Source organism: Pseudoalteromonas sp. OOF1S-7 (assembly GCF_022347765.1).
Classification (GTDB): Bacteria; Pseudomonadota; Gammaproteobacteria; order Enterobacterales; family Alteromonadaceae; genus Pseudoalteromonas.
Genome location: NZ_JAKRFZ010000001.1, coordinates 1 through 23,021 on the forward strand (window position 1 = coordinate 1; position 23,021 = coordinate 23,021).

The following is a 23,021-nucleotide window of genomic DNA, read 5'->3' on the forward strand; positions in this document are numbered from 1 at the left end:
TTTTAGCCAAGTCGATGGATAATGTGCTAACTTGATTCATGATGGATGCTCCTGTTAACTGTAAATATCACTCTCAGTTTGGCGCATTGACGCCGATTTAGGAGCGTCCATCTCAATCACCCATTCCTGATTACCTCAGACACCCATTCCAACGCTAGCAAGTGAAGCTGCAAATCCGGTTTCGTCTTCCTTCGCTCTTCGCTTAGAAACATCTGCATTGTGTAGATTACCCCAGACATCCATTCCAAAACTAGCAAGTGATGCTGCAAATCCGGTTCCGTCTTCCTTTGCTCTTCGCTTAGAAACATCTGCATTGTGTATAAGCAAATCCCTTCTCGTAAACGCCTGGGGTGACCGGGATATATGTAGGTTATACCAGCGCTGGAAGCACCTGCATAATATTCACATAGATCTCAGCTTACTCGGCTCATTGCAATTAATTAACAACCACACTTTTCCCTTTAACTGCTCCAATTCAACGATTCGCACTCAGTATCGCGCTCAACAAACACGACTTTAAAGCTCGCACCGCCCTGCTCATTTTTGCAGGTGACGGTAAGTTTAGCGCGATGAAAATCGACGACTTCTTTAACGATAGATAAACCCAGTCCACTTCCGGTCAGGGTAGATTGCTCTTGTCGCCAGAAACGCTCGAACAGGCGGTCGTAGAATTGTGACTGGATCCCGGGGCCGTTGTCGCTCACTTCCAGTTCAATGGCACTCACTCTGACCTGAATCTTGGCATTGTCCTGTGAGTGTTTCAGGGCGTTTTCGACCAGATTTTTTATCATAATATGCACGGCGGCTTTGTCTGCCAGGATCTGAGCTGTGCCAGGTTCCGTGTCCAGGCTTAGCTCTTTATCAAACTGTACTGCCAGCGGTGCCAGCATCATGCAAACTTCCTGTGCCAGAGCTGACAGGCTTACCGGTACCTTGTTGTACACCACAAAGTTTTGCGCGCGAGAGAGATCTAAGAGTTGCTGCACAACCCGACTCATATAGGCAACATCGTTGACGATTTCTTCGCGGATCTGAGGGGCAATATCGGCCAGCTGAACGCGGGTATTAAGCACGGCCAGTGGGGTTTTAAGCTCGTGGGCGGCGTTGGCCACAAAGCGCTTTTGTTCATCAAAGCCCCCCTCTACCCGCTCCATAGCCTGGTTCAGTGAATCCACAATCGGCTGAATCTCATAAGGCAACCCCTCGTTACTGAGCCTGAAGCTCAGCTGCTCCGGTTTGATCTGCTTTAACTGGCCAGCTACGGCTTTAACGGGCCGCACCACAGAGCGCACCGATAAGTACCCAACCACCATAAACACCCCAAATGCGGCAAAAATGGTAATGGCCGTCACCCGGTTTAATGCCGGGATCACGGCTTCGTTTGCCAGTTCTGTGATCAGATCATTGCGTGCCATGTCCAGCAACAGCGCCTGTCCGTCCAGTGTGAGTTCGGTACGAAAACGATCAACGCCATCAAGGTGCGAATACCCAAACGCAATGGTGTCGGTCAGCGCCGCCAGTGCTTCAGAGCCCTGTTCACTGTTTACAGACTGGAGCAATACCTGCCCATCCTCGGCGCGCAAAACACGAAACGCAAAGTTATTGTACAAGGCGTCATAGCCCCACTTTTCAATTACATTATCAGGGGTATACACAAGTTGCTGTTGCTCAAAATGCAGTGCATCCCCTACGTCCTCAATCATACCTTTCATACTGACTTCGAGCGCCAGGTTGGCATAGTTCATCGAAAACAGGTGCAAGATCACACCTATTCCGGTGAACACCACCGAGCCTATCAGAATAAAATGCAGGTAGATCTTGCGGGCGAGGGAGTTTTTTATGATTTTCATGCCAGTATATATCCTATGCCACGGAGCGTTTTAATGGTGACGCCCGCCTCAGTACCATCAAGCTTTTTGCGAATTCGATGTACCGCTACCTGCAAAGCGTTATCGGTTACTTCAAACCCCATGGCATAAATGGCGTCGTATAATGCATCTTTGCCCACGGTTAAGCCAACATGGCGCAGCAGATATTCCAGGATAGCCACTTCTGTCTTACCCATTGAGAGGTTCTCGCCGCCTACCGTTACGCGGCGAGATTTCGGGTCAAGCGCCAGGTTACCATGAGACAATAAAGTGCCAGTGTACTGACTGGGACGACGCAGCAGAGCACGCATTCGTGCCAGTAGCTCACCGATATCAAACGGCTTATTGATATAATCATCTGCGCCCAGATCCAACCCGGCTATACGATCATCCACGCTGCCCCGCGCAGTTAAGATCAAGACAGGCACCGGATTGTCAGCTCCTCGTAACGTTGCTATTACGTCCAGTCCGTCTTTGTCGGGTAGCCCGAGATCCAGAATAATGGCGTCGTAGTGCCATAATGCCATTTGATCGCGTAATGCGCCCGCACTGGTGGCTATATCAGCCGCGTAGCCTTCTTTGGTCATGGCCTGTTGGATAAAACTGGCCAGTTGCAGGTTATCTTCGGTGATCAAAATGCGCATACTACTTTCTCCACTCTTTTGCCTTACTGTACTTGTTCTACTTTATTCCAGACAGGTTTTACGTCAGCTCAGGTAATGCAATTGACTTTGACCTGGTACGCTTTGGCAACAACCATTGCAACAGAACAGGGATCACCACCAGCACCAGAATGGTTGAAGTGATCAATCCGCCAATCACAGCCCATGCCAGTGGCGGCCACAGAGGACTGCTGGCCGAGGTTAAAGGTAGCATACCCACTATGGTTGTGACCGAAGTGACTATAACAGGACGCACCCTGTTTTGTACCGATAGCATGATAGCTGCCTGCGTATTCTTCCCCGCTTGTACGTACAACAAAGTACCGTCGATCAATAAGATAGCATTGTTCACGACTATTCCTGCCAGTGCCAGGATCCCTAACACCGACATAAACCCGAACGGCACCTGAGCCAGGCTCAGCATAGCCGGCGCACCAATGACGGCGAAGGGAATGCTCAGCATCACCAGCAAAGTTAAACGTAACGAATTAAACTGCAGCACCAAGGCAATAAAGAGCAACAGCGCACCAGCTGGCAGGGTTTTAAACAAGGCATTGTTTGCCTCGCCAGACTCAGCCATTTCTCCGCCAAATGCTAACTGTAATCCGTATCGCTCAGCAATAGCAGTCAGCTCTGGCATCAACTCAGTGAGCAGCGCAGCCTCATCCACGCCGGGTGCAACTTCGCTGATCAGTTTAACCACGGGTACACCGTTTCTGCGCGCCAAAATGGCTGACTGGCCGACTATCTTAGTATCAGCAAGCACATGAATCGGAACAGGTTTTTCGGTCAGTGAGGTCAGTACGCCGGTGTTCATCAGATCAATACTGTCATGACTTGAATCCGGGTCATACAGCACAACGGATGTAGGCTCATCATTAAAGCTCACCTGAGTCATGGTTAGCCCTGCACTACGCCATGCAAGATAATCATTAAGCTGGCTTTCAGTGAGGCCAAGCTGACTCAGCCGTTGCTGATCAAAAGTCATGGTCAGCTGAGGCACGGCTCCCGAGTAGGCTTTGCCGGGTGCGTCAAACCGCCCATCTGAGCTCAGTAAGGCAAATACCTCTTCGCCCGCCCTGCGTAAGATTTTATAGTCTTCACCGCTTAGCCACATTACCACCGTACTTTCCAGTGGCGGCCCTTGCCCGAGCTCCCGGGCTCGCAGGATGGCTTCCGGGTAGTCGCTTTGCAATTGGTCGTTCAGCTGTTCAACCAGCAACCTAATATCGGTATGCGCTTGGGCGGTCAGTACCACCCGGCCAATATGGCTTTCATCCGGTTTTTGCGCCAGGTTGTAGTAAAAGCGCGGGCCGGAGAAACCATTGAATACCAGGGTGCGCCGCACATCGGCATGTGCACTGATGTCTTCAGCTATCCGGTTTAATGTACTTGCTGTAAGCTGCTTGTGCGTACCCATGGGCTGCTCCACATCCACAATGGCCTGATTGCGGTTGGTTTTTGGAAAAAACTCACCATCGGCCTGCGGCAGGGACATCAACCCGGCGCATAGTCCAAATACAGCAACTAACGTCAGCGTTTTGTGCTGTAAGGTAAACTTAGATAAAGCCAGTGCGCCCTGCTCTAAAATATGTTGCAGTTGCTGCTGCCAGCAAGAAACCGGACTTTTACGCACAGGCAAGTAACGGTTTAGCAAAGGCACCAGCGTTAACGCAATGACGTAACTGGCCACAATACACAAAATCACCATGACCGGAATACTGGCGATAAAATCGGCCACACTGCCTTTGGCCATCAGCATTGGCAAAAACACCGCAATGGTTGTCACGGTTGCAGCACACAGTGGACGCCACAACTCGGTGATACTTTGGATGGCACTGAGTAATGGCTCTAAACCCGCTGACATATGCCGGTTAAACCGCTCAGCAACCACAATGCAGTTGTCGACCATCAGGCCTAAAGATAAAATCAGCCCGGCAATGGTCATCTGGTGCAATACACCATCCATCGCACTGAAAGCGGCAATGGCCGACAATGTGATAACAATAACGGCAATACACACACTTACAGCGCCACTGGCAGAGAGGAAAATAAACAAAATAACAGCAATGGCAACCAGGCTCAGCATTAACGATTGCATTAGCCCGTCTTTGCGCTTTTTCGCCCACTTGGGCTGAAACAGCTCTATCGTTACAGCGTCTGCCCCATAAACCTCATTGAATTGCTCAACCAGCTGGGTAACCTGCTCACCCGCCTGTGCAATGCGGATCCGGTTGGGCACCAGAGTCACCGCCACACCAACGCGTTGCTGGCCGTCAATCCAAAAAGACTCACTGGCTTTTGGATCGGGACGATAATGGATATCGGCCAGCGTAGATAAAGGCAGTTGCTGGCCCTGGCTGGTTGTCACAAGTTTACCCTTTAACTCAGCCAGAGAATCCAGTTGAGCCACAGGTGACAGAATAAGATTAGCCCGGTCATCGGTGATACTGGCAACCGAGTCAATCTGATTGGCACCGGCGATACGCTGGGCAATCTGCGCGGGAGTAACACCCGTTTGTAACATAGTTTGCTGTGAATACGCCACCGCTATCTGGCTGCCCGGGTCGCCCACCAGCTGAGCATTGCGCACTGTACTGAGCGCCAATATCTGATCTCGCAACTTAATGGCAAGCTGGCGCTCCTGTAGCAGGTCGCCCCGACTGCCAACAGACAATAAAATACCCTGGGTGTCCTGCACACGATCTAAGATAACCATAGACAGCGCCGGATTACTCTGGCGTATGGGGGCAACCCCTTCTTTGATACGCTGCCAAACCTGATCGGTGTTATACACGGTTTCTTTCAGCTCTATATCCAGCGACGCAGCGCCGTGTTTCACCTGCGCGCTATAGGTCTGGATTTCATCGATTTGCGCTAAAACACGCTCCAGAGGTCGAATATAGTGCTGTGCCAGAGATTCAGCTTCCAGGCCACTGGCATTGAGTACAATCATACCATTGCGATACGGGAAGCTGGGATCTTCTTGCTCCGGGGCGCTGAACCAGCCACCTAAACCGGCAAGACACAAAATACATACCAGACCCAAAATAAGGCGAGGATTAACAAACCAGGGAGGTCGAATCACAACTTACTCCTTATCAAACGAGTGGTTTAGCGGCATGCGGCTATCAGCAAATATCAGTGCGGGCGCTTCGAGTGACTCAGGACTGCTGACAAGAATATGGTTTGCGCGCCCGGCTATTACCTGAACATAACGGCGCTGCTCAGGCTCTGATTGCAGTACCACATAGGGCTGACTGGCATCGTCATAGTGTAAGGCACCACCAGGCAGGCGATACAAAGGTTGATCTGAAATCGGAATTTTTAATTGCGCATTCAGGCCCATCCAGGTCTGATTGTGCGCTTCTAGCTGGACTTTCAAAAAAAAGAAGGGAGCGCGTGACCCCAGCGGCAAAGTACGCTCTACTATCATGCCTGTTACCGACTCGTTCAGCGCCGGCACAAAAACCTCCATATATTCCTGCTGGCTGATTTTCAGTGCTACTTCTTCCGGTATCGCAAAACGAGCATGTAAAGCGGATGCGGCCTGAAAGTTCAGTATCGTCTGGCCAGCCTCTGCAAACTCCTTGCGCCTTACCAACAGGTCACTCACTACCCCGTCGAACGGGGCACTGATGGTGAGCTCCGCAAGCTGATTGCGTGCGGCATTCACCTCGGCCTGTGCTTTATTGACTTGCTGATAAGCCATATCCAGATTACGTCGGCGTTGATCTAACTGCGACTGGGTTTGCAAATTGCGTTTAACCAGTGCTTCGGCGCGTTCGAATTCAGCCTGACTGTTGGTCAGCTCTGCCTGTGTGCGCTGAAGCTCTGCCCGCGTTTGTTCAAGCAGGGCAAATGCAACAGGATCGTAAAGCTCCATTAGTACCGTACCACGCGTCACAAATTGCCCGGCACGTACCCAGAGCTTTTCAACCCTCCCCGATTTTAACGCGGCCAGCTGGGTGTCTTCGGCCCCTTCTATCTGGCCAAAAAACACTTTTTGTGGCACCTCGACTACTCGCTCAGGCATCGCAGTGGCAAACTGAATCGCCCTGGCATGGTTTGTTTGTGCCTCTGTATTGACTTCTCTTTGCTGATCCTGGCAGCCCAGCATGGCGACCAGACCCAAAAGGATAAGCGCTTTAGAAGACATACACATACCCCAACAGTAACTGCACAGCACCGGATTGCTCGATAAGCGGAGAGTCTTTAATTTCGCTGCCATAAGCGGTGTAACTCAGATCGGCTTTTATCATATGGTTACGACCAAAAAACCAATCACTGGAGACACCCACTTCAAGATTCGTGGTTGCGTCACCTGTATAAGCAATGCGCCCGGTGCGCTGCTCTGTTGGTAATACACCATAGTAATAATCAACCAGGTCCTCACTCAAATAGCTTGCAGAGACATAAGGCGTTATCCGCCCGTCACCAAGCGTAAACGGCACACCATAGCTGACACTTGCTTCATAGCCTTTGTGGGTGCTGGTGACATCATGCATAAAGGAGAAACCAAACTCGCCAAACCCCGTATCAAATTCCCCTTCAAAGCCAAAATCAAAGCTCATATCTCTGTCTACCATCCCCAGGAAAATATCACCGTCGTCTTCTTCGTAGCCATCCAGTCTCAACTGCCCCACCACTGATAACTCAATATTGTCGTGCTGCCAGACTTTATAGCTACCGCGCGGCCCCAGTAATGAAAAATTGCCATACTGGATGGCCAGAACGGGCACTAAAGTGGTCTGATTGCCAACATCTGTGTAGCCCTGTTCCTGAGATACAACCGCCGCGCCAACTCCCCATTGAATGCCTTGATTCGGCTCATCAGCCAGAGCCGAAATACTCATTAGTACCAGGGGAATCAAAGAAACTGATTTGTTCATTGCTGTGCTCCGTTATTCAAACTTATTGGGTCGGACAACGCTTTTGTCCGGGGTTGAGTGAAATTTAAAGGAACAAACTTTCTTGAAACTTACAGGATGGAAATTTTTGAAAAGGGTGAAAGTTTCGCCGTACAGGCATTATTTGAGAAGCAATAATGAAAAGTAAAGAGCAGCCGTTAGCCATAAGGCTACCACTGCTCACTGTTTAAAAATGCAGGTGCTTGCTTTTATTCGACATATACACTCAAGTTTTAAGTGCTCGTTACAACCATGCCCTGGCACCTTACTTTGAGTTTAAAGACCTGAAGTTAGATACACCTGTGTAGATCGAACATTCATCATATCCACTTACAGTAACCGTCTTACCGGCTGCGTATGCAGCCATAATTAAACTCATGTAAGCTTTACCTGTCGAGGTAGATATATCCACAACATAATCAAAATGCTCGTTAGTATGGCATGATGGTTTGTATTTTATTGCTCCATTCACTTTAAAAAACAGCTTGTCGCCGTAAACAGGCCCCGTTAAAAGTGACGTGATCTTTCCTGTTTGATTAGATGCAGCAAAAGATGCTCCACTGAAAAATATGCACGCAGCAAGTAAGTACTTCATGAGTAACTCCCGAATAGATATTATTAGCGTACCTATTATATTGATAAAACTCTTCATTGGGTACAAATCATAATGATATGTGAATCTTTTATGGTTCAGAAGATTCAAAGGCACCCATTTCAAGTTGTCACTTTCCTCCACAGAAACGGGACGGATAACGCTGGGTGTTTACGTATTTTGGCGAGAGTAGCAACTGACGAGAGTAGCAACTGATATCCACTCCAAAACTTGCCTACCCCCGTTCCACCATCTGTGCTTTTAATCTGCTCCAAGGATAAGGACGAAGCAAATGCCAGCGGCACGGAAAAGCCAGGTCAGTTTAAATGACACAAAATACTACCACTGTATCTCTCGCTGTGTCAGGCGCGCCTTTTTATGTGGTGAGGACCCGTTAACAGGCCAGTCTTACGAGCATCGCCGTGAATGGGTTGAAGATAAACTGCTCCTGCTGGCCACCATTTTCTGCATTGATATCTGCGCTTACGCTGTAATGAGCAATCACACTCACATCGTTTTGTATGTTGATGACAAAAAAGCCAACCGATTGTCTGATAAGGCTATCGTTATCCGCTTGTAACTCCCCCATAAACTGCCCCCAAATTCATGCCCGGCGCCTTGATTCATTAATGCTGGCCACTGAAACTTTGCTCGATAGCAATCAATTTTCTCTTACTAAGCTGGGTCGAAATATGAAAGGCCCTGTCGCTGTCAAGCACAATATCAAGCGTATGAACCGGCTGCTTGGCAGCACTGCCATGCATAACGACCGACATGCTATTTACCGCTTTCATGCTCGCCTGACGTGTGGTGCTAATCCCATGTCTATTTTGCTGGTCGACTGGGCCGGTGTACGCGAACAACTGCGGCTGATGACTTTGCGTCTTCCGTCAGCATTCAGGGACGCTCAATGATAGTGTATGAGCGCACCTTCACGTTTGCTCAATACAACTCACCTAAGTCCCATCAATTGTTCCTTAATGAACTTGCCATTGTCCTTCCATAGAGAGCCTGCCTGATAAATGTATTCCACTCATCGTGATCGATGCTGGCTATCGAAAAACCTGGTTTAGATAAGTTGATAAAAAAGTTACCCCAATTGCCTGTGTTAGAAAGATGGTCGTTACCTTGAACTCGATACACAGAGAGGGAACAATGTGGGAAGCGCCAAATGCTGAAATTTAGCTATTGACGCCATAATCTCTTGTTATGCGCGATGTACACTACAGTTAAAGCAACCTGGATTAGCATTGTGAATATGTATGTATTCAACCTCATGGTTTAAGAGCTGCTTTCTAATACCGGGCTCCAATTCAGAGCCTTGCAATATCTCTGCATGAATCATAATTTGCTGTTTATTATAAGCTCTTATGGAAAGCAGTCTTTCTCTTAATATTTCAGGTATTTCGTTAACGTCCAGCTTTGCCTCTGTAGCATTTTCTCGGATAAAAATCGGACCAGATGCGCGGTAAGGTGAATCAGCGTTATGATGTAAATAGGGCAATACTAAAACTCTTTCCCCTATATTTGCTTCTATCAGTGAAACCCTACACGGGTAACCTGGGTTCGCATCGGCCGTTATCCATTTAGCATTGTGATTTTCCAATTCTTGCTCATTTAAATTCAAAAGTTCGGAAAAGCTGTGCTTATCAATCCCACTAATCTTAAAATCAGTCTTCATAGTCAATTACCTACTGTCAAATCGAAAGCATGATTTTAGATACTCTGTATTTTTATACTCGCCACATTCGGAACTGAAGGTTCGATTATAGTGCCTAACGCCAATAGAGAAGATGGCTGCACAGGCGGGTTCTGGGAAGGCCGGTTTACATCCCTGGCGTCTTGGCCACCAATATAGCTTACGTTGTTCTCAATCCTAACCGGACCAAAGTAGCACATTGAGCACGCCCAACACGGCAAACAACCAAAGAGCCTACTGCGCTTTGCTGGTAGCCCAAAACTGCTCATGCCCAAAGGGCTACCTTTTGAGCTTAAATACTCTACTGAACTGCTTGAACGTACAGACCGAAGCATTCGTGCCGACAAGCGAGGTCACATCAGCGATGCTCAGTCTATTCTCGCCAGGTTGCAAATAGAGTCTGGAAACTGGCTAAAGCTCACCACCCGATTTACCAAAGTCCTCTATGGTGCAGTTGGCAGGCAGCAAGCCGTAACTGAATTTTGTGAGCATCTGCAAGAAAAGCGACGCCCTGGCCAGGCTAATTGTGAGCGATTATTAGGTTAATATTGTCATTGTCCTAACTTCAAATGATTACTGTTGTACTCTGGCAGCGCTTAGCAATGTCTCGATGTATGCAATAACCAACTGTTTCAGCTGAAATTGCCCATCAGTAAAGCCTGACTTCTGAAGCACCCGTATTCATAGTCAATAGACCGACAGGTTTAACCTGCCTAGGCACAGCAGACAATTTTTTGAATGGGTGTTTGCGTTGTCCTGCGTTCCCATGATTTCATCTTTCGGTGACTAAAAAAGGAAATGATTAGAAGCAATATTGGCAAAGCATAAAGACCTGTCAACGCAATGGTCTTTATTAGAGCAACTGACTCCATATTCTAATTTACTACTCCATGAATTGAGTGAACAGCTAACGTCGGCTTAAGGGGCTAAAAACACACACTTCAGTTTAGATAGCCACCTTAAGCACCACAATTTGAAAAGACCTAAAGTTTGATCCAATGTTTCTCGCCCTCTTTAAGCCCTTGTTATGTAACTTTTCGTCCATGCTACTCTGTTTCAGGAGCATTGTTGAATCTAGACCCTGACATCAGCTCTATAGCTTGCTCGACATACGGTTCAGCTTTGTATTTTGCTAACCCTCTAGCACTCATCGACTTCACTTGCTTGTTCTTCTCCACGTGAATGTATAGCGCAACATCGTTTTGTAGTTGAGCAGTGTTAGCTGTCAACTTATGCTTTTCATTCCAGTTAGCCACAGTTTGATCCACATTCGGAGCAATTCCGGTTGTCTTTTCTAGCTCGATCAGATCTCTAGCCAGACCTTGTAAAGCTGAATCAAGAACAAATCCTCGAATCGTACCCATAATCATTACCTCTAATGTACATTTGAGACCAACCCATTCGGTCTCTTGCATTCTAAGTTATACAAACTTATAATAAGCGTCAACTGCTATATTATAAGTTTTATAAGCATCATGAGTTACATCTATAATCAAAGAGCCGAGTATTCCCAAAACAGCCTACGTTCTCTAAAAACAGCCCTTTTAGAGCTACAAAATTTTTACAACGCACATTTTAACAATTTGAATTTAAGGTGTATGTCCGGCGATATCTCTCAGCAAGAGTTCTTTAATGAGCAACGAAAGCTAAGTGACATGATGTCTCAGATTAATGGGCTAGAAGCTCAGATCGCTCAGTTTAATGAGACGCAAGGGGTAAAAAGAGGTCAATTAAGCGATGATGAAAAAACTCAGATTTATCATTACTACAAAACTGGAAACTATACACAAGTTCAGCTTTCGCAAATGTATGGGGTCAGCCAAGCAGCTATCTCAGGTGTTTTAAAGAAATTTGGGTGATGCACTCCCGCTAGATACATCACGCCTTACTAATGGGCGTAAAAAACTTGGCTAAAATTAGCGACGAAGGAGCGCAAGCCAAGCGTTTTATGTCCTTTTGAGTAAATTGTTATGTGACGGCCAACGATTAATTTATAAACTCCCAAGAAATTTCCTTTAAAAAAGAGTAATAGCTTGTTCCATCTACTCTAAATCAAAATTATTTTTTTATAGAGTTACCCCTCTTGCTTTCACAGTGTCATCGCGAAAAACCTCAAAGAGTAATCCTTCCCAGAGAATACCTATACGCAGATACCGTATTGATCACCGGCGTAGTTGGCAATCGTAACCTTCTCTGCGTGTCTGAGTTCAATTCAGTCGAACCAATTTTATTTTACAAATGCAGGTAGCAACCGCTTCTGAACTAGCATTAGGGTATTGTCATCTGAACCGAGTTTATTATGTGAGGTGACCACCACCAGTAAATCAAGTTCTTCAAATACCATGATATATTGCCCGCCACCACCGCGAGCAGATTTAGAAAGATAATTTTTATTTCCTACTTTCATATCAGTATGCCACCAAAAATAGCCATAGGAAGTATTGTGGATGTCAGAGTTAATTATTTCACTCGTCGCTTTGGCAATAAAGGCTGCTGGCAGTAATTGCCTGCCTTGCCACTCACCTTTATTCATGACTAAAGTCCCCCACTTGATCATATCGCGTGAAGTCATACTGGTCCCATAGGCTCCGGTTGGCAGACCACTGATGTCATTATCCCAGCGGTAAATCGATATGCCCATTTTGTCGAGAAGTTCATTCTTAATGAAACTTGTCGCATCACCTGGCACGACAGCATCAAGAACTTGCATCACCAAATCCGCATCGATGTTTTGATATCTGAAAGCTTTCGGTTTTTCTGAAACTGGCGCACTATTTTCGAGGTAAGCCTGTACAAGAGCCTGACCCTTTAATTTCTCAGGGAATTTTTCCAGCTCATTAATTTTATTCCAGTTAATGTTAAGACCAGAGCGCATACTCATCGCTTCGTGGAGGGTTATATCTTCCGCTCCCTTGACAAACTTTTCCGGATTTAGCTCTTTTAGAAAGCTGACGATGGGTCTGTCTAAATCGGCCATTGTTAGGTAGCCTCGCTGTATCGCTCGGCCAATGGCCAATGCCGTATAAGATTTGGTCGCTGACATTTGGAAATGAGGAAGATCGATACGGCCGCGTGAGTAATAAGATTCAAAAATGAGTTTACCTTGATGAGCGATGAGCAAGCTGTCATAGAGGTCATGTTTATTATTGGCGATCTCCTGAGCCAAATTAAAAATCAAATTTCTGTCTCCCCCATCAACACCTAACTCGCCAACTGGAATTCCATCCTTTTGGTTCTCTGGCGTTGAGTTGATAAAGGCCTTTTTAAGGTCTGGAATAGTTTTTTCGAGTGCATAAGATGAGTCTTGGGCGCTGAATTGTTCAATCACCGGCGCTTTCTTATCGCTTTGTTCAGCAAAGCTACTAAAGCTAGTTAATAGTGCAAATGTGATTAAACTTTTTGTTTTAAAATTTATCTTCAATGCTGTTTCCTTACCGTTAAAACTTTCTACTCAAGGAAAATGTAAGGACAGTATTTATTCATCCTCTATCTTCGATGATTCTACATAACGCCTTACTAATGGGCGTAAAAAACTTGGCTAAAATTAGCGACGAAGGAGCAAAAAGCCAACTGAATTTTGTCCCGATTAAACAGCTTGTTATAAGCCAGTAAAGATATAGCAGGCAAAGTACTCTCTAGTTATCCGGTTTGGCTAAGTGCTTAACTCTGTCAATAAATAAAGCTAACTCTGCATCTAGCATCTTGTCGCTCGGTTCGTGCCCTGCATCAGGTATGAGAAAATACTCCTTAATTGGCGCTTCAACCTGTTCGAGATAATTAGCCGTTAGATGTTGAGGTGTTGTTAGGTCTTTTTCTCCCTGAAAAATAAAAATAGGAACTCGGAACTTAAAACCCAATTTATCTAGGTTAACAGATCTCTGCATGCCCTTAATACCCAACCGCTTAAAACCAACGAAATGCATCCAAGAGTAGTCGTCGCCTAAAAACCGAAATTTACGTTCTTCCTCTGAATTATATCCCTCTAAAACTCTACTTTTTTTGGTTGATTGGCTGCCTTTCTCAAACCCTTTAATAATGCGAAATAGTTGCCCATATTTTCTTGGGTGATCATAGGGTGGAGGTGACAAATCCTTCAATAGTTTTAGTACTTCTTCGTCTTCAAATTTTTCAGCCAATTCAATTGATTTTTCATAACCAAAGGTTAGTTTCTCGTTTGCATCTACCAATTGAGAGTGTCCAACATACGCGTAAAATAGCTCAGGGCTGGTATGTATCATGTTCATTGATAAATAGGCTCCCCAAGAGCCTCCTCGAAGAATCAGCTTTCTCTTATCAAATCGCTGAAGCAGGTATTTTGAGACCGCAATACCATCATCAATCAATTGCGCTATTGTGAGAGGGGTTTGCATTAAATAATCATCAAATGGCGTGGTTGATATGTCTCTAGCAAAGGTTTTTCCTGAACCTCTTTGATCCCAGTGAACAACAATGAAGCTTTTTTCTAACTCTTCAAAATGTTCATTAGTATAGTAGCTTGAAGTAGAGCCCGGTCCACCATGAACTATTAACAATATAGGATTCTTACAATTTTTTGCTCTAATTGCTATCCATTGTTCAATACCATTTATAGTAACGAATAACTCGTCTTGAAATGAGTTGTTCGCGGTTATATTGCTTTGCTTAGTGCAGTTATTTTCATTCGCTGAGTACGAAAAAAATGACACAACAGTGAACAGTAATAGAACAAACATTCTCATAGAATTTCCTTTTTAGGTTTATGTTCAAATGAACAATAAGTCACCTTCTAGGCTTATAACGCCTTACTAATGGGCGCATGAATGCTTGGCTAAAGTTGCGACGAAGGAGTACAAGCCAAGCGTTTTACGTCCTTTTGAGGTGCTTGTTATATACAATTACCAAACCTGCTCTTTCCAAGATTTTTTCTTTAGGGACTTATACTTACCTGTTATGGAACCATACAAGTTTATAAAGAAACATACAAAACTAGTTAAGATTAAGCCCCATAGTACAAGCACAAGTAAAAAATAGAGATAGTTTGGCAGGAGTTGCTTTAAAACAAAACCTAGTAGCCCAATAGCAATACCAGATAAAATGCAAAGGATAAATACAACCTTTGATTTAGGGTAATTCATAGGTATAAATGGCTCTTTACTCAACTCTACTCCTAACTACATTTGTATATAACGCTTCAATATTGTGTGACGTAGTTTGGTAGCTTTATTGCACTGCTTGCAATTAAAATGACAAATTTAAGGAGTCTCAATAATTGACTTGTTATATGCCGATTACACTATACAAACTTAGTAATATGAACATTGGTAGCAATAAAGATACACACCTTTGGATCAATGTACCTGCTAAAATTTCAACACCTCGTATTTTTGCTCGATTTATAAAATTAAAAATATTCTCCGCACTCAACAATACGAATACACCACCAGCAACTAGTGCATAATGTAGTTTGTCAGATATAACCAACCCACTAAACAAAATTAGCAAAAGCAATCCAACAAAAGGTATTAACATTCTATCAAGTAATTTATTAATAAAGACTCTCTTAGGCATCATTTTCGGCATAGCTTATAATATACTCAATTACTTGCTCACAACTTTCTAAATTTAAGTCATGAATTAACTCAGATACCAAAAATACCTCAAGAAAGTATTCATATGTTGATGGAACATCATCTGGCGCACCACCCTCTACCCTTTCCTCGGCAATAGCAACAAAAGAGTCTGCTGACCATTCCTGTGAACAATCGATCCAGATTGTTGCATCTGAATTTAGTTTTTCAACCTGCTCAAGAGCTTCCAGCAAAGTCACGAAACTTCCTTTGGCATATAACGCCTTACTAATGGGCGCATAAATGCTTGGCTAAAATTAGCGACGAAGGAGCACAAGCCAAGCGTTTTGCGTCCTTTTGAGTAACTTGTTAGTTGCCAGTAAACTCTGTTATTTGCCAAAGTTCACCTGATGGCCCCCATAGAAAAATTACTTTACCCCAACGTTCTTCTTGAATTGGATTATATTTAAAATCAAAGCCCTGCAAGCATTTTATACGTTCATGTGCTTCATTTATATCAAGAACTGACAATTGGAGAACTAAATTATTTGCTAAGTCGTGGTTATAAAACCTTTGTAAAAAGAAGAAACAATCACCATTTTCAAATAGCGAGAGGTCATCAGATACATAGTCCATTTTAAAACCAAGAGCTTGATAAAAAGATTTACTAGTTTCGTAATCCTTGCTCGGAATAAACACCCTGATATCGTCTACTTGCACGACTTTCTCCTTGGCAACTAACAGCTTATTAGCGTGAATGCCGGTTAAACCCAGTTCCTAAAACCGTAAAGACCCACAGCCAAACTAATTTATTCATAATAAGAACAATAACCTACCACCGTTGCTCTCATTGCTCAAGCCAAAATGGCTTTGTTGAAACCGAGCCTTGTTCATAGCGATACTTGAAGTCTCGTTATGTAAAACTACTAACATTATGAATATAAAGAACTTAAATTGGTGTTTCACTTAATCGAGACCTTCAAGCGCGGAGAAAACGAGAAATTTGACTTGATAATTGGCCGCATTCACTTATACCTGTATAAATAAACAGCATTCGGAGTAAAGATGTCTTATTCACCTTTTTTGGAGTCTGTACGCGTTGAGCTCAGAACCAGGCACTACAGTCTGAAAACAGAGAGAAGCTATCTGTACTGGATCAAAGGCTACATATTATTCAATGACAAAAAGCATCCTGATAATATGGGCAACAGGGAAATAGAACGTTTCCTCAACCACTTGGCCGTTAACCGGGCGGTGAGCGCAGCAACGCAAAATCAAGCGCTATTGCTGTCCGTGTTGACGGAGTTGCCTTCTGCGTTGCCAGAAACGAAGCACAACTGTGTGGTGTTTCAGTAGATCTCGGCTCGCAAGCGGCCGGGATGACGGAGTTGCCTACTGCTTTGTCTGTAACGAAGCACAGCGGTGTGGTATTCAGGTAGATCCCGGCTCGCACTTGTCCGGGATGACGGAGTTGATTTTCAGGTTTGTCTGTAACAAGGCACAGCTGAGTAGTATTCGGGTAGACCCCGGCTTGCACACGTCCGGGATGACGGAGTTGCCTACTGCTTTGTCTGTAACAAGGCACAGCTGCGTAGTGTTCAAGCGGATCCCGGCTCGCAAGCGTCCGGGATGACGGAGCTGTTTGTCAGGCTTCTCTGTAACGAAGCACCACTGTGTGGCGTTTCAGTAGATCCCGGCTCACACGCGTCCGGGATGAGGGAGTTGTTTGTTAGGTTTGCCTGTAACGAGGCACAACTGTGTGGTGTTCAAGTAGATCCCGGCTCGCACGCGCCCGGGATGACGGAGTTGCTTGTCTGGTTTGTCTGCAACGAGGCACAACTGTGCGGTGCTCAAGTAGATCCCGGCTCGCAAGCGTCCGGGATGACGGAGTTGATTATCAGGTTTGTCTGTAATAAGGCACAACTGTGTGGTGTTCAAGTAGGTCCCGGCTCGCACACGTCCGGGATGACGGAGTTGCTTGTCAGGTTTGTCTGTAACGAGGCACAACTGTGTGGTGTTCAAGTAAATCCCGGCTCGCATACTTCCAGGATGACGAGCTGTTTGTCAGGTTTATCTTTATCGAGGAACTACTGTGTGGTGTTCAAGTTGATCCCGGCTCGCACGCGTTTGGGATGACAAGGAATATACAGGAGTAAGAAATCTAATTAAGCGTTAAGCGAAAGCTCTAAGCGCGTTCACTTATCCAACCCATAGAGTGCATCGGCGGTTTTGCGCAAATCGACTTCGTCGATAAAGTCGTCGCTGAGCGTAAGAATAGCATTGAGGTTGTTTTTGAGCTTTTCCTGGCTGAGGCCATTGGGTTTGAGTGCGGTTTGCAGCAGGTGTAGCGACATATCTGCCAGCAACAGCTTTTGCTTTTCAGTCCAGTTGTCATCACCCTGTTTGGCGCTGTCTTTTAAAATGGCCTGCTCTACTTCGTCATGCATGCTCCAGCTTAGTTTGAGCAGCTCTCGGCGTGTTTCCTGATCCATGTTTCCCTCCGGTTGTAGGCTTTTTATCTTGGCGGAGGACGGGCGGATGTGCAACGTGTGTTTTGTTATATCTTAGTCGTAGATAGCTTAATTCAGCCCTGCGCAGCCTTTGGGTCTTTAGGATAAAAATGGTCTGGCTGGCGGGCGCATAAAGTAAATTCGCGGGTGTTTTTATATGGCAGTTTCATAAAGCCTGCGACACCAAAATCCTGAATACTCATGGCGTATTGCATAATCCGGGTCAGCAGAATTTTGAACTCCCGCTCTTTGCTGGCATCAAGCAGGCAGTAGTAATGGTGTATTTTAAGGCGGTCGTTGAGCGACTCAAAAATGATACAACCGGTATGGTGGATCTGGTTAAGCTCAAACACGCACTGCACTATCTGTCGTGGTAATTGCAGTTGCTCGTCGGGGTCTTTACCATCTTCAAAGTAAGAATGGGGGCGCGCAATTTCACTGGTGCCAATGTCCGATACCGTGTATTGCAGCTCGGGCACATGGTCAAAAATAAATGCACCCGTGCCGTCACGCTGAAGTTGTATGGTCTGCCTGGCATCAAACAGGCAACATTTAAACAAGCCCTTTTGTTCTATCCCCTGCGCCAGCATCACGGTGGCGTTTACGGCATCCGTAAAAGCACTTTGCAAAGATTCATCGTGCAGTACCAGGCTGGACTCCACAAACAAAGAGGCGTCTTTCCAGTGAAAACTCAGGCCACCCACCACCGGATATTTTGCCAGCCGGCTGATGGATGCCAGAAACGCTTTTTCACTGTCGCCGGTGTCGAACAAGAACTCTTTATAGTAGCGATCAAGCTGGGCGTCGTTTACGTCCAGCAGTTGCTGATTATGATCGGCGCGGCGTAAAAACTGCTTGCGCGAGCTGTAGACCACGGTATCTGGCTCTTCATCGGTTTCGTTAAACCAGAAGGGAATTTTCGCTTTACGCGGCGGTGTTTTTAGCTCGGGCAAGTACATACGCGCCATGGCCGGCATATTGCGCATAAAGTAGTCGCCGGCCTGATCCCGGGTGGTTTTATCTTTGCTCAGCATTGCATCTATCATTCTGGCAAATGCTTGTGGCAAGCCTAAGCTGGTTGCAGGGATCACAGCGGCACCAAAACGGCAGGACTGGGCACTGGCCAGCGCGTAAATGGTGGATGCCACGCCCTGCTCGTCAAAGCGTGGCGAGGAGCGCGCGCCCGACATCTGCTCATCGCCAATAAAGTACACATCGCCCATCCGGGCATTGGTACTGCTGATATCCGACGACATTAGATCCATGATATTACTGGCAACAGGCTCGCCATGGGCATCCAGCTGCGCATAGACTGAGCTGCCCCAGTCAACCAGCGAAAAGCTGTCCGTTGGCTCATCCCAGACAATATTAGACGGCTTAATATCGCCATGCACCACAGGCTGTGGCGACATACCATTCTTACGGTTGCGCAAATCAACCAGCACGTTTCTGAGTTTATTGGCCAGGTGCACCAGCTCATGGGGCTTAAAACGACCGCGTTTAAGTGACCATTGCTCCAGATCCTGACCTTTGGCGCGCGCCATCATCAGGATCCCCTGCTTTTTTGCCCGCTCAAAGGCGTAAAACTCGGGGACCATGGGGTTTTTAATCTGCGACAGCATATACGCTTCGTCTTCCAGGCGGTCGCGTACACTCTGCGCCAGGGTAATACGGGAGAATTTAAATACCCATTCTTTGCCCTGCCCGTCAACCCCGGCAAACACAAAACCAAACGCACCTGAGCCTATCACTTCCACATCATGGTAACCCAGTAATGTCAGCTGTTTCTGACAGATATTGAGCCACTGGCGGTGTTTTTTTGCGTCTTTATGGGAGAGCAAATATACCGACTGCTGTTCGTTGATATAAAAGTTATGGATCGACTTTTCTGTCATGTGCCTGTCCGTTTACGGGTACTCAGTTAACTATTGTCAATTATGAAGATCGGGTATGGTAATTAAAAAAGGCCGACATAAGCCGACCTTTTTATATATTGTACGCGTTAGGCGTTTTCGATTTTCGCCCAGGAGTCACGCAAACCAACCGTCTGGTTGAAGGTCAGTGTATCGCGCTTGTTATCACGACAATAGTAGCCCAAACGCTCAAACTGGAAGCCCTGCTCAGGCGCAGCATCAGCCAGAGACGGCTCTAGCTTAGCATTGGCGATGATCTCCAGAGAGTCTGGGTTCAGCGTAGTAGCAAAGTCTTCTGCCGCAGCCGGGTTTGGCACATTGAACAGACGGTCGTACTGGCGCACTTCTGCCTCGATACAGTGACTGGCAGATACCCAGTGGATAACGCCTTTCACTTTACGGCCATCAGCCGGGTTTTTACCTAAAGTATCGGCGTCGTAAGTACAGTAAATCGTAGTGATGTTACCCGCATCGTCTTCTTCAACGCGCTCGGCTTTAATCACATAGGCATTACGCAAACGTACTTCTTTGCCCAGTACCAATCGCTTGAACTTCTTGTTGGCTTCAACACGGAAGTCATCGCGCTCGATGTAGATTTCGCGAGTGAACGGCAGCTGACGTGAGCCCATATCCAGCGTTGGGTGGTTAGGTGCGTCAAGCATTTCAACCTGCTCGGCGTCATAGTTTTCAATCACGATTTTAACCGGATCAAGCACAGCCATTGCACGCGGTGCGTTTTCGTTTAGGTCGTCACGAATACAGGCTTCCAGCATGCCCATTTCAACCATGTTGTCTTGCTTGGTAATACCAATGCGCTTACAGAATTCACGGATAGACGCAGGGGTGTAACCACGACGACGCAGACCAGCAATGGTTGGCATACGCGGATCATCCCAGCCTTCTACCTGACCATTCACCACCAGGTCATTCAGCTTACGCTTTGACATGACGGTGTATTCCAGGTTCAGGCGAGAGAATTCGATCTGCTGTGGGTGACACTCAAGGCTGATGTTGTCCAGTACCCAGTCGTACAAACGACGGTTGTCCTGGAACTCCAGCGTGCACAGTGAATGGGTGATCCCTTCCAGTGCATCCGAAATACAGTGGGTAAAGTCGTACATTGGGTAAATGCACCACTTGTCACCGGTCTGGTGATGGTGAGCAAAACGAATACGGTAGATGATAGGGTCGCGCAGCACCATAAATGAGCTGGCCATGTCTATCTTTGCACGCAGTACACACTCGCCTTCTTTGAACTCGCCGTTCTTCATTTTTTCGAACAACGCCAGGTTTTCTTCTGGTGAAGTGTCGCGATGCGGGCTGTTTTTACCCGGCTCAGTTAAAGTGCCACGGTATTCACGCGCCTGCTCTGGCGACAGGAAACACACATAGGCAAGGCCTTTATTGATCAGTTCAACCGCATACTCGTATAGCTTGTCAAAGTAGTTAGACGAATAGCAGATCTCGCCATCCCAGTTAAAGCCCAGCCACTGCACGTCTTCTTTGATTGAGTTAACGTAATCCAGATCTTCTTTTTCCGGGTTCGTATCGTCAAAGCGCAGATTACACAGGCCCTGGTAGTCGCGAGCGATGCCAAAGTTCAGACAGATAGACTTAGCATGGCCTATATGTAAGTAACCATTCGGCTCTGGTGGAAAGCGCGTGTGCGTACCGCCATGCTTACCGCTGGCCAAGTCCGCATCAATGATGTTTGTTATAAAATTTGTTGGGCGATTTTCTGCTTCCGCCATAGGAACTCATTCCTCTGAAAATTTAGTACCAGTTAACTGAGGCATTATTACAAAAAGTTCGCGCAACGAACAGCGTAAAACTAAGGCGAAAACAGATTTACCACGCAATTACGCAAACCTGGGCATAAAACAGCCAAATGAAGAGCAAAAAGGCGCGTCATTTTTATGACAAATTTTGTTCTAGCGCAATATATTCGTCACACGCTCCCTCTATCATAGGCGTCAACAACAGAGGTATCGCAAGGAAAAACCTATGGCATCAATGAATCTTCACCGCGTCTATATTCCAACCAACGCACGCAACAACCATTATATTCTGGCTGAGTTCAAACCCAGCGACGCATTCTTTGAGTGTTTCGATGACGTGGAAAGTTGCTACCAGCGCCTGGCCCGAAAACTATTTGCCATTTGCGATGAACACGAATTATTTAACGTTCACGTTATTGCTAACGACAAGCTGCCCATCGTGCGCTACCACGACGAGGCACACAGCCTGCAAACGGATAAGCAGATCCTGTTTTTTTACAATCCAAAGTATCATGAAGGCCATAAGATACATTATGAGGCGGATCATAAAGCCCGTAAAATTCGCTTATTGTTCCTGGCTACTGGTGATGAGCTGCGCGCCAATGCCGCCAGTTTTCACAGTAAAGTGAAAAAAGCACTGGACGACTTAAAAGAGCAATATGAGAAAGAAGGTTTGTCGTATAAAGTACGCGACCATCAGCATCTGACCTATGACATTTTCGCTAAAGTAAAAGGCCACAGAGAAAGCTACGGTTATAAACTGCGCAGCTTGTACCCGCGTTACCAGGCGCGAAACTGTACTCTGCCGGAGCAGCACTCGGAGATGAGCTATGTATCTTTCTCTATCCCAATTACCCGCGCTGTCAAGACCGAGTATCAAAGTCAGATGCGCCCGGGCGATTACACCCAGTTTTATCGCAGTATTGAAGACAGCTTTTTAACCTTGTGCGATCAACTGCAACTGACCCACGTCGGCTTTGTTGCAGATGGCCGTCAGCCTTTGGTTCGAAGCAGTCAGATTGATAAGTCAGACGCTAATCGTGAGTTACAAAAACTCAGCTTTGATACATCCGCACCGGATGGCCAGGTACGTTCTATCTGGGACGGTGAGCACCTGTGCGACACTATGCATTTTGTCATGGTTGCCAGTGACAAAGACAAAAAAGACGTGGGCTATGGTAAGTTTATGAACAACGCCGAAACCATGATCCGCCGTTTAACCGGTAAGCTACCAATTAATCCAGAGAAGCAAGACGTTATTGTGCGCTTCTTCCAGCATATCAGTTATCAGGATTGAGTCGCTTGAGCGGGGGTCTGTCCCCGCTGCACTCACATTCAATACAGTCCCTGCAAAACGCGAGTAACTATTTATTCGAGACCCCGGCTCGCTATCTATTTCTAAATAATTGATTGCAGACCTGCCAGATATTGACAACAAAATCACCGCGTTGTATCACTGAGTGTCTTTACAAGCAGTCTACAGAATATCAGAACACTCAAAGGTATAGCGCGACTCAGAAGACATAGATTTAATTTAATGGAT

General features: G+C 46.2%; 18 protein-coding genes and 4 pseudogenes. 7 read left to right on the forward strand and 15 right to left on the reverse strand.

Features of this window, described 5'->3' with window-relative positions; all coding sequences use genetic code 11:
• Positions 1 to 461: 461 nt before the first annotated feature.
• The 6 genes from MHN33_RS00005 to MHN33_RS00030 all read right to left on the reverse strand — a co-directional run bounded on the left by MHN33_RS00005 (position 462) and on the right by MHN33_RS00030 (position 8,035).
• Positions 462 to 1,850: a HAMP domain-containing sensor histidine kinase gene (locus MHN33_RS00005; RefSeq protein ID WP_239393123.1), complete on the reverse strand. Its 1,389-nt coding sequence runs from the start codon at positions 1,848 to 1,850 to the stop codon at positions 462 to 464.
• Positions 1,847 to 2,512: a response regulator transcription factor gene (locus tag MHN33_RS00010; RefSeq protein ID WP_239393124.1), complete on the reverse strand. Its 666-nt coding sequence runs from the start codon at positions 2,510 to 2,512 to the stop codon at positions 1,847 to 1,849. Before MHN33_RS00010 ends, MHN33_RS00005 begins: the two co-directional genes overlap by 4 nt.
• Positions 2,513 to 2,570: 58 nt before the next feature.
• Complete coding sequence (locus MHN33_RS00015; protein WP_239393125.1) at positions 2,571 to 5,618, reverse strand: efflux RND transporter permease subunit; 3,048 nt, start codon at positions 5,616 to 5,618, stop codon at positions 2,571 to 2,573.
• Positions 5,619 to 5,621: 3 nt separating this feature from the next.
• Complete coding sequence (locus MHN33_RS00020; RefSeq protein ID WP_239393126.1) at positions 5,622 to 6,689, reverse strand: efflux RND transporter periplasmic adaptor subunit; 1,068 nt, start codon at positions 6,687 to 6,689, stop codon at positions 5,622 to 5,624.
• Positions 6,679 to 7,422: a MipA/OmpV family protein gene (locus tag MHN33_RS00025; protein ID WP_239393127.1), complete on the reverse strand. Its 744-nt coding sequence runs from the start codon at positions 7,420 to 7,422 to the stop codon at positions 6,679 to 6,681. The genes MHN33_RS00020 and MHN33_RS00025 overlap by 11 nt, the downstream gene beginning before the upstream one ends.
• A 283-nt stretch (positions 7,423 to 7,705) precedes the next feature.
• Positions 7,706 to 8,035 carry a hypothetical protein gene (locus tag MHN33_RS00030; protein WP_239393128.1) on the reverse strand — a complete coding sequence of 110 codons (330 nt, stop codon included), beginning with the start codon at positions 8,033 to 8,035 and terminating at the stop codon, positions 7,706 to 7,708.
• Positions 8,036 to 8,324: 289 nt separating this feature from the next.
• On the opposite strand from MHN33_RS00030, the pseudogene MHN33_RS00035 reads away from it, so the two are divergent.
• The 3 pseudogenes from MHN33_RS00035 to MHN33_RS00045 form a co-directional block, all read left to right on the forward strand.
• Positions 8,325 to 8,606, forward strand: a pseudogene (locus tag MHN33_RS00035) (transposase); the annotation flags it as partial.
• A pseudogene (locus MHN33_RS00040) lies at positions 8,584 to 9,106 on the forward strand (IS4 family transposase); the annotation flags it as partial. The pseudogenes MHN33_RS00035 and MHN33_RS00040, both read left to right, overlap by 23 nt.
• Before the next feature lie 9 nt (positions 9,107 to 9,115).
• Positions 9,116 to 9,217: pseudogene (locus tag MHN33_RS00045) on the forward strand (IS110 family transposase); the annotation flags it as partial.
• A gap of 22 nt (positions 9,218 to 9,239) precedes the next feature.
• Here MHN33_RS00045 and MHN33_RS00050 read toward each other — a convergent pair.
• Positions 9,240 to 9,713 carry a DUF1203 domain-containing protein gene (locus MHN33_RS00050; RefSeq protein ID WP_239393129.1) on the reverse strand — a complete coding sequence of 158 codons (474 nt, stop codon included), beginning with the start codon at positions 9,711 to 9,713 and terminating at the stop codon, positions 9,240 to 9,242.
• A 99-nt stretch (positions 9,714 to 9,812) separates the two neighbouring features.
• Here MHN33_RS00050 and MHN33_RS23970 point away from each other — a divergent pair.
• A pseudogene (locus MHN33_RS23970) lies at positions 9,813 to 10,277 on the forward strand (transposase); the annotation flags it as partial.
• Positions 10,278 to 10,777: 500 nt separating this feature from the next.
• Here MHN33_RS23970 and MHN33_RS00060 read toward each other — a convergent pair.
• The gene (locus MHN33_RS00060; RefSeq protein WP_239393131.1) at positions 10,778 to 11,095 is read right to left on the reverse strand and encodes a hypothetical protein; all 318 of its coding nucleotides are present in this window, start codon (positions 11,093 to 11,095) and stop codon (positions 10,778 to 10,780) included.
• Between the two features lie 111 nt (positions 11,096 to 11,206).
• Here MHN33_RS00060 and MHN33_RS00065 point away from each other — a divergent pair, with 111 nt between their 5' ends.
• The gene (locus MHN33_RS00065) at positions 11,207 to 11,590 is read left to right on the forward strand and encodes a hypothetical protein (protein WP_239393132.1); all 384 of its coding nucleotides are present in this window, start codon (positions 11,207 to 11,209) and stop codon (positions 11,588 to 11,590) included.
• A 368-nt stretch (positions 11,591 to 11,958) separates the two neighbouring features.
• Here MHN33_RS00065 and MHN33_RS00070 read toward each other — a convergent pair whose 3' ends face one another.
• The 4 genes from MHN33_RS00070 to MHN33_RS00085 form a co-directional block, all read right to left on the reverse strand.
• Positions 11,959 to 13,152, reverse strand: coding sequence for a serine hydrolase (locus tag MHN33_RS00070; protein ID WP_239393133.1), 1,194 nt, complete (start codon positions 13,150 to 13,152; stop codon positions 11,959 to 11,961).
• 214 nt (positions 13,153 to 13,366) lie between these two features.
• A complete protein-coding gene (locus MHN33_RS00075) occupies positions 13,367 to 14,449 on the reverse strand; it encodes an alpha/beta hydrolase (RefSeq protein WP_239393134.1) in 1,083 nt (360 codons plus the stop codon).
• Positions 14,450 to 15,270: 821 nt separating this feature from the next.
• Positions 15,271 to 15,537 (reverse strand): hypothetical protein, encoded by a 267-nt coding sequence (locus MHN33_RS00080; protein ID WP_239393135.1) that lies wholly within the window; start codon positions 15,535 to 15,537, stop codon positions 15,271 to 15,273.
• Between the two features lie 109 nt (positions 15,538 to 15,646).
• A complete protein-coding gene (locus MHN33_RS00085; protein WP_239393136.1) occupies positions 15,647 to 15,997 on the reverse strand; it encodes a lactoylglutathione lyase in 351 nt (116 codons plus the stop codon).
• A 345-nt stretch (positions 15,998 to 16,342) separates the two neighbouring features.
• On the opposite strand from MHN33_RS00085, the gene MHN33_RS00090 reads away from it, so the two are divergent.
• The gene (locus tag MHN33_RS00090) at positions 16,343 to 16,633 is read left to right on the forward strand and encodes a phage integrase N-terminal SAM-like domain-containing protein (RefSeq protein WP_239393137.1); all 291 of its coding nucleotides are present in this window, start codon (positions 16,343 to 16,345) and stop codon (positions 16,631 to 16,633) included.
• Positions 16,634 to 17,472: 839 nt separating this feature from the next.
• On the opposite strand, the gene MHN33_RS00095 is transcribed toward MHN33_RS00090, so the two are convergent.
• From MHN33_RS00095 to glnS, 3 genes are all read right to left on the reverse strand, one after another.
• Positions 17,473 to 17,769 carry a hypothetical protein gene (locus MHN33_RS00095; RefSeq protein ID WP_010381464.1) on the reverse strand — a complete coding sequence of 99 codons (297 nt, stop codon included), beginning with the start codon at positions 17,767 to 17,769 and terminating at the stop codon, positions 17,473 to 17,475.
• 92 nt (positions 17,770 to 17,861) lie between these two features.
• Positions 17,862 to 19,682 (reverse strand): serine/threonine protein kinase, encoded by a 1,821-nt coding sequence (locus MHN33_RS00100; protein WP_239393138.1) that lies wholly within the window; start codon positions 19,680 to 19,682, stop codon positions 17,862 to 17,864.
• A gap of 107 nt (positions 19,683 to 19,789) precedes the next feature.
• Entirely contained in the window at positions 19,790 to 21,451 is a 1,662-nt protein-coding gene (gene glnS / locus MHN33_RS00105) for a glutamine--tRNA ligase (RefSeq protein ID WP_239393139.1), read from the reverse strand.
• Positions 21,452 to 21,704: 253 nt separating this feature from the next.
• On the opposite strand from glnS, the gene MHN33_RS00110 reads away from it, so the two are divergent.
• A complete protein-coding gene (locus tag MHN33_RS00110; RefSeq protein ID WP_239393140.1) occupies positions 21,705 to 22,775 on the forward strand; it encodes a DUF3083 family protein in 1,071 nt (356 codons plus the stop codon).
• Positions 22,776 to 23,021 lie beyond the last annotated feature (246 nt).

Coding starts and splice junctions, on each gene's coding strand:
- MHN33_RS00100 (WP_239393138.1), bottom strand. CDS start 19,682: ATGACAGAAAAGTCGATCCATAACTTTTATATCAACGAACAGCAGTCG.
- MHN33_RS00075 (WP_239393134.1), bottom strand. CDS start 14,449: ATGAGAATGTTTGTTCTATTACTGTTCACTGTTGTGTCATTTTTTTCG.
- MHN33_RS00110 (WP_239393140.1), top strand. CDS start 21,705: ATGGCATCAATGAATCTTCACCGCGTCTATATTCCAACCAACGCACGC.
- MHN33_RS00060 (WP_239393131.1), bottom strand. CDS start 11,095: ATGGGTACGATTCGAGGATTTGTTCTTGATTCAGCTTTACAAGGTCTG.
- MHN33_RS00050 (WP_239393129.1), bottom strand. CDS start 9,713: ATGAAGACTGATTTTAAGATTAGTGGGATTGATAAGCACAGCTTTTCC.
- MHN33_RS00005 (WP_239393123.1), bottom strand. CDS start 1,850: ATGAAAATCATAAAAAACTCCCTCGCCCGCAAGATCTACCTGCATTTT.
- MHN33_RS00065 (WP_239393132.1), top strand. CDS start 11,207: ATGAGTTACATCTATAATCAAAGAGCCGAGTATTCCCAAAACAGCCTA.
- MHN33_RS00095 (WP_010381464.1), bottom strand. CDS start 17,769: ATGGATCAGGAAACACGCCGAGAGCTGCTCAAACTAAGCTGGAGCATG.
- glnS (WP_239393139.1), bottom strand. CDS start 21,451: ATGGCGGAAGCAGAAAATCGCCCAACAAATTTTATAACAAACATCATT.
- MHN33_RS00010 (WP_239393124.1), bottom strand. CDS start 2,512: ATGCGCATTTTGATCACCGAAGATAACCTGCAACTGGCCAGTTTTATC.
- MHN33_RS00090 (WP_239393137.1), top strand. CDS start 16,343: ATGTCTTATTCACCTTTTTTGGAGTCTGTACGCGTTGAGCTCAGAACC.
- MHN33_RS00025 (WP_239393127.1), bottom strand. CDS start 7,422: ATGAACAAATCAGTTTCTTTGATTCCCCTGGTACTAATGAGTATTTCG.
- MHN33_RS00020 (WP_239393126.1), bottom strand. CDS start 6,689: ATGTCTTCTAAAGCGCTTATCCTTTTGGGTCTGGTCGCCATGCTGGGC.
- MHN33_RS00030 (WP_239393128.1), bottom strand. CDS start 8,035: ATGAAGTACTTACTTGCTGCGTGCATATTTTTCAGTGGAGCATCTTTT.